Below are 13,984 nucleotides of genomic sequence, written 5' to 3' on the forward strand. Positions count from 1 at the left end.
ACGAACGGGCGCCAATGCTTGGGCTCGCGGATGCATGCTCTCGCAAGCGTGAGGCATGGCCCCCAAAAAACTGGTCCTTTCAGATCTAGCGGACCACCAAGTTCATTGCAATCCTAAGCCACTACGGCTCGATCCGTATTTCCTGAAACGCAGCGTGTTCTCCTTTGTCAGTGACAGGCAAGCTTTCGATCAAAATCCAACGAAAGTGTCCCAGCGGAGTCCCCTCTCTCTTTCTCAAGCTGACTGCATTGAAAGTGCCAATATCAAGGTTGCTCGTGTCGAGCGTTGAAATGGGAGTGAATTTTGAAATCTCGAACTTCGGATCTCGGTCGCTTGTTGCGTAAATGTTAACTTTCACCGCTCCACGCTTTTGCTCTTTGTTGAATGTCCAAAGCGAAACGGCTTGAACATCTTTCCGACTACCAAGATCGAACAGGTAGTAACCCGCTGCAGTTCCGTTCCCAAAGATCGGTCCGTAGTCTTCCGCAACGCTGCCGTCGGAAAGAACAGCGACTGGCTGGTTTCTGGTTCGAGGATTTGCAGTCACTTTGAAATCGATGGATTTGGCCAATTTTAAAAACTCCGAACCCTCTGGAGCTTCAAACAATTCAACCAGAACCGCATCAGCTTTGTCCAAGGTGACCGTCAGCTGCTTTTGATTGCGAACCAGGATGACCTCAAAAGCATTGCTCCGAACCGCATGCCAAGCGACAAACAATTCTTTTGCATTTCTGACTTTCGAATTTCCGACCCTTTGAATCACGTCATCTTTTCGAATCCCGGCCTGTGCGGCGGCGGAATTTCTGGGAACGCGAGTGAACTGGACGCCAGCCTCTTCCTTCGACACGCCGAAGGCAGAAAATTCCTGACCGGTCAGCGAATGGATCGTCGCGCCGAGCCAGTATTGCTGACCCTGTATCGGCTTCTTGACGCCTGAGCGGTCGGCTACTTTAAGTTCTGGGGTTTCCAACTCAGGAATGATCGGCGTTTTGGCTTTCGCACGAAGCGACGGTTTTTTGACACCAAACCTGTCCATTGGAAAGTTGACGAATCCGACTTTCAGAGCCGGCGAGTCCTGCTGAACGCGGAAATCGCCGGCGGCAGGGTCGATGAATTTCGGATCGCCACCTGTCGAGGCACCATCGCTTCCGAAGCTCTGGTTGACTTTCAAAAGCTCATTGCTGACGTAAGCGTTGTTGTCGATCAGATCCTGCCAACCTGAAGCACATCGCACATTCCGGTGCACACCCATTACGACATTGCGCTCAAACGAACTGTCGCTGTTGTTGAACCAGACATGCGGGTGGAAGCATCCGTTGACCAGCACGTTGTTGTAAGCCCTGCGGCCAAAGCCTTCGCGAAACTTCAAGCCGCCAGCCAGCATCAGGTTGTTGTAAATTTCGTAGTTGGAAGATCCGTCGTCCAGGTCAATATCCCAACCATGGTCACATCTCCAGCGTGAGTTTCGGATCACGGTTGTTTCTTGCGCGTCAAGGAAGGGCAACTTTGGATTGGCGGCGACGGCTGGATCCGAAGTCTCCATGTGGTCCCGTCTCCAGTAGCGATCGCGCCCCCACGAGTTAAACGAACCGTGGTCGTGCGTTTCGAGTACCGTGTCAAAAACATCGCAGCCTTCGATCAGATGACCGCCCCAAGTGCCTTCGCTGACGTTGATGCCTGCGCGAGCACAGTCATAGATTGAACAGTCACGTATCGTAATTCTTGACGCCATCGAAATCTGTACTCCCGCAGGCTGTCTTTCAACGCGGCCGATTCCGTTGATCAGACAGTCTTCGACAATGCAGTCAGCCGGATAGTTGTTCGTTTTCGGACCAGGCGTGAGATCAATCTTGCCTAGATCATTCGATCGGCCGTAGCCAAACAATGGATTTCTCACTGCGCCAGGGTCACCGACGAAACAGATACCCGAAGCACCCGTGCCATGAATGTGACAGCCGCGGACAACGACGTTACGGTTGTAGTTGCTGACAAATATTGCATTGCCTCCAGGCTGATCAAACTCGCAATCGGCGATCGCGACGTCTTCGCAGCCAGTTAGCTTCACACTGCCGCCCCGATAAATCGTCCAATCGCTTCGCAACAGAGGCTCTTTCGTTTTCATGAATGTTCTTGCCGCATGCCGGAATACGAAGCCGTCGAAACTGATGTGCTTGACTGGTGCTTTTTCGGAACCGTTGAGCTCGATCAGGTGCTCCAGTCTGACCACGACCACTTCGACGGTCTTCAGGTCGACGCCATCAGCAGGATAGTAGTAAAGCGTTTCTGTTTTCGCGTCGTGATACCACTCGCCCGGCACATCGAGTTCTTCGAAGACATTTTCAACCATGCGATAGTCTTTGTGCATGGTTGAACCACGGTTGTTCTGCCAACCGCCTTCATACGCCACGGTTCCGTCCGCATTTTTACCAGTGATGCGATAGTGGTATCCGCCCCAGCGTGATTTGTGCATCGCGTGAATAAACGCTCCCTCCGGATCTTTCCATTTGGATGCTCGCTCAACGGAAAAAGCGTCTGCGGAAAAACCTTGCCACGCCCTGGTCGTGCCTGCTGGATCAAAGTCTGGATATCTCGCCATGTGCTGACGTTTGCCGGCAACAAAAACTTGATCAATCTCCAATCCAGATGGTACTGTCGTTTTGAAAATGCCATCGCGGAAAGGCTGCCAATCGGTTTCGAGTAACACTCCACCACTGATGATTGCTCCACCTTCATTCTCTGCCCGCCACGCCACCGGCTTGGCTGCCGAGCCAGAATCCTCAACCGAAAGCTTGAGTGTTTCACGCAAAAAATACGTTCCATCGCCAACGTGAATGGTGACAGTATCCTTGCCCGCCATTGCCCGGGCCAACATCTGTGCAGCAGCCAACGTAGCGACGGGCTGATCGCGTGTACCGGGACTCGAATCCTTACCAGACGTTGCAACATACAGGTCCGTTGCAAAACAGACATTGGTGCAAACGAAAATGGAAAACCAAAGGAACAGCGACCCAGAAAACAAACCTCGTTGACACGTCATATCAGAATTGCCTTATCGTGGATTCGTTGGAATATCTCGTAATCTTTCGCCCTATTCAGCTAACGTCGCTGTTCGTGAGGCTATGTAAAGGAGTCGAAGGTTGCGCCACAGCCAAGTATATTCGACGACCGAAAAGTTAACTCCGCTCGACCCAACATATCGCTGAATTAATTCGGCAAATCTCAAGGAATCATGATGCCATCGAAACTCTTCTTGGCCGGACTCGCGGTCTTGTTGATGCATGCGCCCGGCTTAATTTTTGCACAGGAGCACGTTCAAGCCAAAGCCGTTGAATCAGAATCCGAACGCGACGCACGGATGGCTTGGTGGAAAGAAGCTCGATTCGGAATGTTCGTTCACTGGGGCGTCTATTCGGTGGTCGGCGGAAAATACAAGGGGCAGGATTTACCCAACAGCGCCGAGTGGATGATGTGCCGTGGCAAGATTCCAATTTCCGAGTACCAGCAATATGCGGCTCAGTTCAATCCGATCAAGTTCGACGCCGATGAATTCGTAGGACGTGCAAAACGGGCCGGCATGAAATACATCGTCATCACGGCAAAGCATCACGATGGATTTGCGATGTTTGACTCCGCAGCCGGTGACTACAACGTGGTCGACAAGACGCCGTTTGGCCGTGACATCATGAAAGAATTAGCCGATGCCTGTCAAAAACAGGGAATCAAGTTTGGATTTTACTATTCGCAAGCTCAAGACTGGCATCACCCTGGCGGATTTGGGAACAACTGGGACAAGTCCATTAAGCGTGTCAGCAGCGACGAGTACGTGATGAACAAAGCCGTTCCGGAAGTCAAACAACTGTTGACTGATTACGGTCCGATTGGCATTTTCTGGTGGGATACGCCGCGAAAGATGTCAAAAGAATCGTTCAACGCGTTGCACTCACTAACAGGCCTGCAAAAAGAAACAATTACCAATGATCGGCTTGGCGATGATTTTCCAGGCGACTACAAAACATTTGAACGTCATATTCCACAACAGGCTCCGGCAGGGAAAGACTGGGAAGTTTGCATGCCGATCAGCGGCAGTTGGGGCTACAAGATTGGTGACAACAAATTCAAATCGACCACCAAACTGATTCAGAATCTGGTCACGATCTCCAGCATGGGCGGCAACTATTTGCTCAACGTGAGCCCAACTGGCGAGGGAACTTTGCTTCCACCAGCTTTGGAGCGACTGGAAGCGATTGGGAAGTGGATGGACGTCAACGGCGAATCGATTTATGGAACTAGCGCCAGTCCTTTCGCCGATCTGGAGTGGGGGAAATGCACGCGAAAGGAATTGGATGGAAAAACGAAACTCTATTTGCACGTTTTCGATTGGCCAGAAGATGGCCAGTTAATTGTTCCCGGACTCAAGAACTCCATCGAAAAAGCATCATTGCTTGATGGCGGTGCGAAACTGGAAACCCGATCAGTTGAGTCCGGAGTGATTGTTTCTCTTCCGGCAGAGGCAACGGATTCTCACGCGAGTGTGATCGTCCTGGATGTGGCTGGAAAGATGGATGTCGAGCCGCAACTGCCGACATTTAACAAAGAAGGTTCACTCTTGCTCACTGCCGACAAGGCTTATATCAACAACAACGAAGGCAGCAAAGACGCGGGCGTGCGGAAACACGATGACATTCCACATATCGGTTACTGGTTGGACAACGAAGCTTCCGTCGAGTGGCAATTCCGAACGAAAGCCCCCGGGACTTTCGAAGTTCATGCGGAACTCTCAGTAGCCGAAGAGAAAACCCGATTCGGCGTTGGCTTGGTCGATGCACCGCTGATGGTCGAAGTCGAATCGACTGGCGGCTACGGGAAATACAAGAAGCAGGTCTTGGGTACCATAGAGATCAAAACGCAAGGCGATCAAATCCTTCGCGTCAAACCCGATCCTTCAGCGTGGAACCCAATCAATCTACGCAGTATTGAATTGCGACGAGTGGAGTAGTCGCATTGTGTTAGCGATTTACGGTTAATGGCAATTCGTATTACAAATTTTCGTCAGAAATTCCGTTCATGAAATTACGAAAGCTCAGTTTTCTCCTTGGTCTGGCATTTGCGCTGTTCTCTTCCGTCGTGATGGCACAAACATCGGTTTCAATTGAATCGTTGCTGGAAGAAATGGTCGATCGCGATGCGGTTGCCCGCTTTCCAACGAACAACTTTCGCCTGAAGCAACACAGCAGCTACAACCGCGCTTCGAAGTCGCCTGATGAACCCAAAGGATGGTTCGCCAACCACGACTATAACCGTAGCCCGAAGGACAAAAACTTCATTCGTATCGAAGAGAAGGATGGCAAGAAAGAATGGGTACTGATGGACCACACAGGAGCAGGGGCGATCGTGAGATCGTGGATGCCATGGCAAAATCAAACCAAGCCTGGTTCCAATATCACGATGCGCATCTATCTGGATGGCTCCGACGAACCTGCGTTCGAAGGCAATATGTTGGGCATGTTTGACGGCAACGGCATCATCCCGTTTCCACTTGCACATTCCTCGTTGCGATCGGCAGTAAACTTCTTTCCGATTCCCTACGCCAAAAGCTGCAAGGTAACCACTGATGCGATGCCATTCTTCTTTCAGTTTACTTTTCGGGAATACGACGAAGGAACGCAGGTTAAGACGTTCACCATGAAAGACTTTGAAGCAGCCAAAGCGTTGACCGAGAAAACCGGCCAGTCCCTGTTGAATCCGACGGCGCCAAACGAGGGCGATTCATTTAGCTTCAAAACGACGCTTGATGATCAACAGGAAAAGTCCATTGGCTTGCCAAAACGTGTAGCTGCCGTGAGGGAGCTGTCTGTCAAACTGGGGAGTTACGAAAACCCCAATGTGACACGGCAAGTAATTCTCAAGATGGAGTTTGATGGCAATGAGACTGTGTGGTGTCCGATTGGCGATTTCTTCGGATCCGGAATCGGCCTAAATCCGGTTCAAGGTTGGTACCGGACTGTGGACGAAGACGGAACATTAAGTTGCCGCTGGGTCATGCCTTACAAATCTGGCGGCAAAGTTACGCTATTGAATCTCAGTGGGGAAGCAGTTGATGCCGAATTGAAAGTCAGAACAGGCGATTGGGTTTGGGACGAAAACTCCATGTATTTTAACGCTGCATGGCGCGGTCAGTATCCGGTTCCTACCCAACCCCGGTCCGATTGGAACTACGTTGCGCTCAAAGGTCGAGGCGTCTACGTGGGTGACACGCTGACCATCATGAATCCTGTGAAACAGTGGTGGGGTGAAGGCGACGAACGAATTTGGGTCGATGGCGAAGATTTTCCATCGATCTTCGGCACCGGAACCGAAGACTACTACGCCTACTCGTGGGGCGGGCGAAGCACGGACTTCTACGAGCACCCGTTTCATGCTCAGCCACTATGCGGCAAGTACAACAAGTTGAACCGCCAGCCCAAGTCCGACAACGAGAAAAACACTCAGGGATTCAGCGTCGAAACACGCAGCCGCGCTCTGGATACGATGCCCTTTGGTAGTTCCTTGCAACTGGATATGGAAGTTTGGTCAGGAACCGATTGCGATATGGGCTATCAGGTTGGAGCATATTGGTATGGTTTCTCGGGAACCACTTCCAATCGAGAACCAGAACCGCAAGAAGTTCTTAACATTGCTCCGCTGCCGGCTAATTTAACAACAGCTGCACCAGCAAAGAAGTGATTAACAGGCGATTGACAAGCGAAGAATTAGCCAAGGATTGGAAATGGAAACCACCGCCAAATCGTACTGGATCGTCTGCCTGTTCCTCTTGCTTTGCACCGCCTCGAACGTTTCTCAGCAACGCCCCAACATTATCGTCATCATGGCGGATGATCTTGGTTATGCGGATGTCGGCTGCTATGGCTGCACAGATATTCCAACTCCCAATATCGACCAGCTCGCTTCCGATGGTGTGCGTTTCACGTCAGCCTATGTGACCGGAAACATGTATGATCCGTCGCGGGCCGAAAATGGAGACCATTGCAAAATACTCGCCGGACAAGATAGCAAAGGTGCCCGGCGTCACTGCCCAAACCCGTTCAGTCTACGCTGCCATGGTGAACGAAATGGATCAGGGAATCGGCAAGCTGTTGTCCAAAGTCGACGCGATTGGCTTTAAAGACAATACCGTCGCCTGGTTTCTCAGCGATTATGAATGTATGAAAAGGACCAATGACAATCGACCTTTGCGCGGTCACAACGGCAATAGCCATGAAGGTGGCTTGCGTGTCCGATGATCGTCAGATGGCCAGGAAATGTCCCAGCCAGCTGGAACGGCTCAGCGTTCAACCGTGGATCACCCGGTGATAACATTTGACGGGTCTGTAGATATCGACCCCGACGAAGTTCAGGTTCACGGGCGAGAGCCGTACCCAATTTCATTTCGCAGCATCGTTCCAGTGAAAAACGGAATGCGAAAACCTTGATGTGCCCGCTTGCGTTTCGGCCTCGCAGATTGCGTTTGGTTCGATCCGCATGGAGCCAGTGTCTATGGTGCTGGGCCAGCCCTCTGCTATCGCGGGATCGATGGCGATCGATCGAGTGATTGCTGTTCGGGATCTTGACCAGGGACAGTTGAAGAATGCTCTACTTGCCGAAGGCCAAGTTTTGAAAAGGCCGCCTCGAAAGAGAGCCAAGCCTCGAAAGTGAACGAGTTCAAAATGGCTGTCGACAGATTGCATTGCAAGTCTATTTGACTGGTAACCACTGGACAGCGTCGGCAATGACATAGCCGTCGGTGTCCTCGTTGCCAATTCGCACAGAACCATTTGCAGCAAACCGAAACTTGCCCAAGGACACGAATGAACCGTCGATTTTGGGTTGGGCGCGTTGGTCAATCAACACTTCGGTCGAGCCATCGGCGTGTGTAATTACTACCGGCACGTTGGAAGCCCGATTCCTGTTAGGTGAATAAGTCATTCGGACCTCGTATCTGCCCGGATAGGGGAGTTTCGCGGTAAAGGTTGCACTGGCCGAACCGTCGCGTTTGTCGCCATCATGAAAGTAACACTCACCGTAATAATTCGAGGACGCAGTGCTTCGGGTCCACGTGCCGATTCTTTTCGCCTCGCGATCGTCAACCATGACACCGGATAGCTTCTTCGCTCCTTTTTTGACGCGAGGCTTTGATAGCTCGTGCTCCACAATCTGGCCATCCTTGACCAGTTGCTCAAGCAAAGTCTCGTAGGGCAAGTCCTGAACCGCGATACCTGCGTCGATGGATTGGCAAGCGGCCGTCGCGGCAGATTGCCCGAGGATCATGAATACTGGCTCCATCCGAATCGACCCGAACGCGATATGGGAACTGGAGACGCAAACCGGGACCAGAAGATTTTGACATTGCGATTTCCTGGGGACCAATGAGCCGTATGCAATTTGATAGGGTCTGCACTTCACTCCAATATCGCCTTCGTTCTGCACGTAGCCCTCGGCAGTGATGTATCGCTGAACATTATGAGAATCGATGGTGTAGCTTCCCATGCCAACCGAATCTGGAGTTGCCTTTCGCTGCAGCAATTCATTTTCCGTCATTACGAATTTGCCGACCATGCGGCGAGCCTCGCGAATATACAACTGATGCGACCAGTGACCATTGTCGGTGAATTCGTCTTTGGGCAATCCCCATTTTCGCATTTCAGATTGGATGTCAGACGGAACACGCGGGTCATGGCTTAAAAAGTACAGCCATCCTTTCTGGTACTGTTCATGTTCACGAATGATTTGCTTACGCTTTTCGTAACTGCCTTCAGGATACTCATAGTTCATACCAATGTTGTCCGTGCTCATCGGCCCATGATTATTGGTATCGGTCTTGTGATTCGGAATCGGATCGAACTTGTCAAAAACCTCGTTCCATTGAGCCTTCAGAATTCGCAGCAGCAGTTCGTATTGGGCAGGATCGTAGTTGGCTGGTTTCTCGAATGGGATGCGATTTTCAGGTTCGTTCGTCAGACACATGCGAAAACAGTAGGCCTGAACGCGATGATCTCCTGAATGTTTTTCGCCAGGAGAATCAGGGCTGATGCGAGGCAGCACACCGCTTGCCGGATCGCCGGGGACGACATAAGGATCGATGCGCTGTTTGTCGGGAATGGCATCGAAGTGGTGTCGGTGGTGGAGCACGCCGGTTTGAACGCCATTGTATTCCTCCCCGTAAACATCACGCCCCTCACGACCGACGTGATAGTCAACGCCGCAAGCGGCCATCAGGTCGCCCTCGTACGTGGCGTCGATGAACATCTTGGCGACGAAGACCTCGCCGTTGGTCATGCGGATACTTTTGATGCGGCCGTTTGACATCGTGACGCCGCCAGGATCACGATCCAACCAATGATCTCGGTAAACGGGAATTTCAAACTCACGGACGTAGTCTTCGTAGACCTTCTCGGCGACTCGTGGCTCGAAGATCCACATCGTTCGATTTTCACCATCCACGGCAGGATTGCCTTGGCCGCGGCCCCCATAGTCTTCCGATTTTTGAAACTTCCAGGTGTTCGCGTTCTGATATTCCTTCCAGATCCGGTGATAGAAATCCCTGGAAAGTCCACCGATCACTTCTTTGCGTCCCGTGTCAGTCCAGCCAAGCCCACCGGCGGACAAGCCGCCAAGATGTTTGTCTGGACCAACGATAACAACCTGCTTGCCCATACGCTTCGCTTGCACCGCAGCGATGACACCCGCGCTCGTGCCGCCGTAAACGACGACGTCGGACTTTGTCTCGGCGCGAACGGTTGAACAGAAAACAATCGAAAACAGGGCGAGCGAAAGCAGGCAACGAATCATCGGCTATCCACGTTTGGCAAAATTAAAAAAACAGGATTTACTACTGGCCTGCGGGATCTTTCCCATCGATCCACGGGCCAGCCAGCTTCATGTGCTCGGGTTCCTCAAGCGCACTTCCGTAGTCGCCAGCGTTCCAGCCCGGAATGTGATTCGGCTTACCGCGATCAGCCGAGACCTTTTCCCAACGCGTTGACCACGAATCATCAGCTTCGCCAGCTTTCATTTCTTCGTCGTCGAAGAAGAAGACTTTACCTTGACGATAGCTCTGTGCGCCAAGGATCACCGTTGTGATAGCAGCGGCGCCAAGATAAGGATCGTTGTTCACAGCCGAAGGATCGTCTGCAACCATCGCGTCGATCCAATTCTTGAAGTGAGCGTAAGTTGTGTCCTCAACAGTTTCCGTTTCGATCGTCTGCTCTTTCAATTTGCTGTTGCGAGTTACTTGCGGACGCTCTGGGACATAATCAAACTGGTTGAACTCTTCCCCGTTGCCAAAAACATATGAGCCAAAATGACCACGAATCATTTGGCGAATCGGAGTGTTCTGGCACGCCATCGTCGCCGTAACCAAGCCCTGAACGCCTTCTTTGAAGTCGGCAACAACTGTTGCCACATCGGGAACCTGACGTCCATCGTACTCGACATACAACCCACCGGCACCAACAACTCGGCCAGGAAACCGAAGGCCTGTTGCCTTCAGCATCGAAGTGGTTCGATGCACAAACAGGTCGGTAAACATACCGCTTCCGTACGGCCAAAACCGGCGCCACTGACGATATTTTTCACGGTCGAAGTCTTCGTATTCCGCCAACCCTTCGTCAGATCCAAGCCACATTTTCCAGTTGATGTTCTTGGGCGTCATTTCTGGATCGAGTCGGTAATATCGCCACTGTCCCATCGCCGAATTTCGAAAGAACTCGGTTTGGTACATCAGTACTTTACCGAGCCTGCCTTCGTTGAGCAGACCGTTGACTTTACTCCAGACTGGCAGGCTGGTGGATTGAACTCCAACCTGCATGACCTTGCCTGATTTCTTCCACGTGCGATAGACGTTGACGGCTTCTTCGACCGTCTTGGTCATCGGTTTTTCGCAGTAGACATGCAGCCCCTTGTTCAGCGAATCAACTGTCTGCAGATGGTGCCAGTGATCGGGTGTACCAATACAAACAGCATCAAGGTCTTCCTTCTCAAGCATTTCTCGATAGTCGACATACTTCGCAGGAGCCTTCTTGAGGTTCTTTTCGATATGCTTGGCGGTTCGATCGACATGCACGTTGTAGACATCGGCAACGGCAACCAGTTCAATTGGCTGACCTTCTTTTGCCAGCTTCGTCAGCGTCTTTACATGGGCTCCGAACCCACGACTTCCCGGCCCAATGAATCCAATGCGAATTTTCTCAGCGGGCAAATGAACAGGCGTCTCGCCTCGAGAAGTTTGGGTGGTCGTTGCGATTGCTGCGGAGGCCGCTGATGCCTTGATAAACTGCCGTCGACTGGGCGTGGACATATTGAACTCTTGTCTGATGAACACCTGAATTAGCCAAACCAACATTTTAGCCAGGATCACAAACTCATGATGAAAGGCGTCAGGTTTTCGATTGCAAAAAAGCAATTTCGCGTAGGCTGTTTTTCCAGTTTTTTACACGGAATCCGACTAACCACTCAAGCCTTGAGACGCAACAAACAATTTCTATCCGTCGCTCGTTTCAGACTGGACTAGCCAATATCTCGTGGACTCCGGATGAAGGCCAAGACAGCCAATTTTGCCACTCTTTTGCGTTGACCCAAGAGCTCGTGACAGTGCGACGCTTCCGGGATGTATTTTCACTGGAACGTCGCAGCCTGAATTCGAGCATCTCAAGTTTTTCTTCGAATTGTCGACGGACGTCCCTCTTCACACACTCCAGTTCCACCACTATCCAAGTTAGGTCCGGACTGCTGGCGCCCCCTTCAATGTGTCGTCAAAAAGTCCGCCTGACATGTTAGTCGGGCAATCCTTGACGATATTCGCGGCCGGATACTTGACATTGATCAGACGCGGAGTGACTATTGATTTCAGGCCGAGCCGGAAGTTGACGCCTTTCAATACGAAAATTTGAAATTGATGAATCAAAACGTTCTATCACCACTATTTGCACTACTGCTATTCGTTGCGCATCTGAATTGCGTTCTCGAACACCAGCTTGTGTCCACTAGCGCCGATGGAATCGTCGATTCAACTTTAGCCACTTCAGAATCCCATACGCCGTCGCCCGGCGAATCCAACAGCTGTGAGCACGGTGGCTGCATCTGCGAAGGTGCGACGCTTGCGGTTGAATTCGAGTTCACCAGCTTTGAAGAAGTCACTTTTGGGTTCGATTTCCTTAGCGTCTATCTCCTCGTTTCAAGAACGAAACAAACCGGGAACGCCGCGCACCATTTTAGCAAAAAACCGGCTTGCCGTTTGCCGCTGCGCGCTTCGGATCGCTGCGCCGCCTTGCAAACATTCTTGATCTAGCCGACTCACTCTCTCAAGAGTCGATGTTCATTGGTTCTCCGATTGAATTCGTGGCGACCGCTGCGCATTTGATTGATCCATGTCACGTTTCAGCATTCTGCTGATTTGAAACACCATCTTTCCGAAGTTTCCCATGTCAAATCCTGTCCGCTCAAGTCGTCTCAATTGGTCTCCTTTTCTTGAACTGCTGCAACGTTTTGGTTCCATCATCACAGTTGCCGCGATCGCCGTATTCGGTTTCTGGGGCGGACACTTCCTGTTGCCCGGACAAGAACATGCAGACAGTGAAACGGAATCGGCAGAAGCCTTCAGTTCCGTCGAATCAAGCTCGTTGACGCTACCCGAGGCGAAATCTACGGCGGCAGACCTCAAGACCATGGCGGTCAAGAGCGAGACATTTCAAGCTCACAAAGCAGTTCCTGGAACGATCGTTTATGACGCCACCAAAAAAGTTGAGCTACGTGCGACGGTCGATTGCGTCGTCAAGGAAACGCTTGTATGCCCGGCCCAGCAAGTCGAGCAAGGTCAGCCAATGCTCCGTTTGACAGGCCCTGCGGTTGGTGCAGCCCGAAGTGAAATCAGCCAGTGTGAATCGAGCGTCGGCTTGCTCGAAAGTGAATATACGTGGACGCAGGAAACTCATTCGAATATTCGAGAGTTGTTGTCGTTTCTGGAACAATCGCCATCATCAGAGCAAGCCAGATCACGATTCGAGAACAAAAATCTTGGCGAGCACCGAAACGAAATTCTCTCTGCATACGCCGAACTTGCATTGGCGAAACAACTTGACGCTCGAACAAACCGCTTGCAGTCTCAAGGCGCGATTTCCGGCAAGGAAGCCGACAAACGGAAAAGCGGTTTGGACGTCGCGTCTGCGAAATTTAACTCCATCCGCGAAGAGATGACGTTTCAGACTTCGCAACAGCTAGTGCGTGGCAAAGCGAATCTTGAAGCTGAAAAAAAACAGCTGGAAATGTGCCGTGAGAAACTTGCCGCCTTGCTTGGGCCGCAAAATCGTCTGGACGATTCCGCCAAACAAGGTGTCGCCGATTTCGTCGTGACCGCACCAAGGTCAGGCCAAATCGTGTCGCTGCCGGCAGTCAGCTCATCAAGGTTCGAACCGGGCGAAGTCATGGCGGAGATTGCTGACATCAGTGATGTTTGGGTTGAAGCTCAAATCAGTCAGCGCGACTGGCATTCGCTAAGGCTGGATAAATTTCAAACACTGTCCGTTCGTGTTCCGGCTTTGCCAAATACCAAATTCACTGCCGTCGTCAAACACATCGGAACCTCCGTTTCCGAGTCCACGATGGCGATTCCTCTGGTCGCTGAACTTGGCAACCCGGAAGGGCGTTTCCGCCCCGGCATGTCAGTTTGGGTCGAGCTCCCGACCAGCAATGCGCGAGCGGCAATGGCAGTGCCGGAGGGTGCCGTACAAAGAAACGAATCAGAATCGTTTGTCTTTGTTCAAACGGGTGAAAGAACGTTTGAAAAACGGGATGTTGTCGTTGGCGAGCAATCGGAAGATCGAATCGAGATCAAATCTGGAATTAACTCAGGCGACAAAGTGGTTGTCGAAGGTGCCTTCTTTTTAAAGTCCGAGTTGCTGCTGGCGGAGGAAGAATAACCCCTTCGCGCAGCTCGCTTGTTCAGGCCAATTTG

At 51.5% G+C, this 13,984-nt stretch carries 7 protein-coding genes and 1 pseudogene; 5 read left to right on the forward strand and 3 right to left on the reverse strand.

Annotation, left to right across the window (positions count from 1 at the left end; genetic code table 11):
• Nucleotides 1–121: 121 nt before the first annotated feature.
• Nucleotides 122–3,037 (reverse strand): PDZ domain-containing protein, encoded by a 2,916-nt coding sequence (locus MFFC18_RS22820; protein ID WP_087149649.1) that lies wholly within the window; start codon nt 3,035–3,037, stop codon nt 122–124.
• Nucleotides 3,038–3,232: 195 nt separating this feature from the next.
• Here MFFC18_RS22820 and MFFC18_RS22825 point away from each other — a divergent pair, with 195 nt between their 5' ends.
• The 4 genes and pseudogenes from MFFC18_RS22825 to MFFC18_RS25365 form a co-directional block, all read left to right on the forward strand.
• A complete protein-coding gene (locus tag MFFC18_RS22825) occupies nt 3,233–4,996 on the forward strand; it encodes an alpha-L-fucosidase (protein ID WP_075084493.1) in 1,764 nt (587 codons plus the stop codon).
• Between the two features lie 68 nt (nt 4,997–5,064).
• Nucleotides 5,065–6,723 carry a glycoside hydrolase family 172 protein gene (locus tag MFFC18_RS22830; RefSeq protein ID WP_084417103.1) on the forward strand — a complete coding sequence of 553 codons (1,659 nt, stop codon included), beginning with the start codon at nt 5,065–5,067 and terminating at the stop codon, nt 6,721–6,723.
• A gap of 43 nt (nt 6,724–6,766) precedes the next feature.
• Nucleotides 6,767–7,162 carry a sulfatase-like hydrolase/transferase gene (locus tag MFFC18_RS22835; RefSeq protein ID WP_075084460.1) on the forward strand — a complete coding sequence of 132 codons (396 nt, stop codon included), beginning with the start codon at nt 6,767–6,769 and terminating at the stop codon, nt 7,160–7,162.
• Nucleotides 7,163–7,464: 302 nt separating this feature from the next.
• Nucleotides 7,465–7,692: pseudogene (locus tag MFFC18_RS25365) on the forward strand (FAD-dependent oxidoreductase); the annotation flags it as partial.
• Between the two features lie 39 nt (nt 7,693–7,731).
• On the opposite strand, the gene MFFC18_RS22850 reads toward MFFC18_RS25365, so the two are convergent.
• Together MFFC18_RS22850 and MFFC18_RS22855 are read right to left on the reverse strand one after the other, a co-directional pair.
• On the reverse strand, nt 7,732–9,825 hold the full coding sequence (locus MFFC18_RS22850; protein WP_075084457.1) for an FAD-dependent oxidoreductase: 2,094 nt from the start codon (nt 9,823–9,825) through the stop codon (nt 7,732–7,734).
• A 40-nt stretch (nt 9,826–9,865) separates the two neighbouring features.
• Entirely contained in the window at nt 9,866–11,332 is a 1,467-nt protein-coding gene (locus MFFC18_RS22855; protein ID WP_075084491.1) for a Gfo/Idh/MocA family protein, read from the reverse strand.
• Nucleotides 11,333–12,455: 1,123 nt separating this feature from the next.
• Here MFFC18_RS22855 and MFFC18_RS22860 point away from each other — a divergent pair.
• On the forward strand, nt 12,456–13,949 hold the full coding sequence (locus MFFC18_RS22860) for an efflux RND transporter periplasmic adaptor subunit (RefSeq protein WP_075084455.1): 1,494 nt from the start codon (nt 12,456–12,458) through the stop codon (nt 13,947–13,949).
• Nucleotides 13,950–13,984 lie beyond the last annotated feature (35 nt).

It is taken from the genome of Mariniblastus fucicola, assembly GCF_008087665.1.
Classification (GTDB): Bacteria; Planctomycetota; Planctomycetia; order Pirellulales; family Pirellulaceae; genus Mariniblastus; species Mariniblastus fucicola.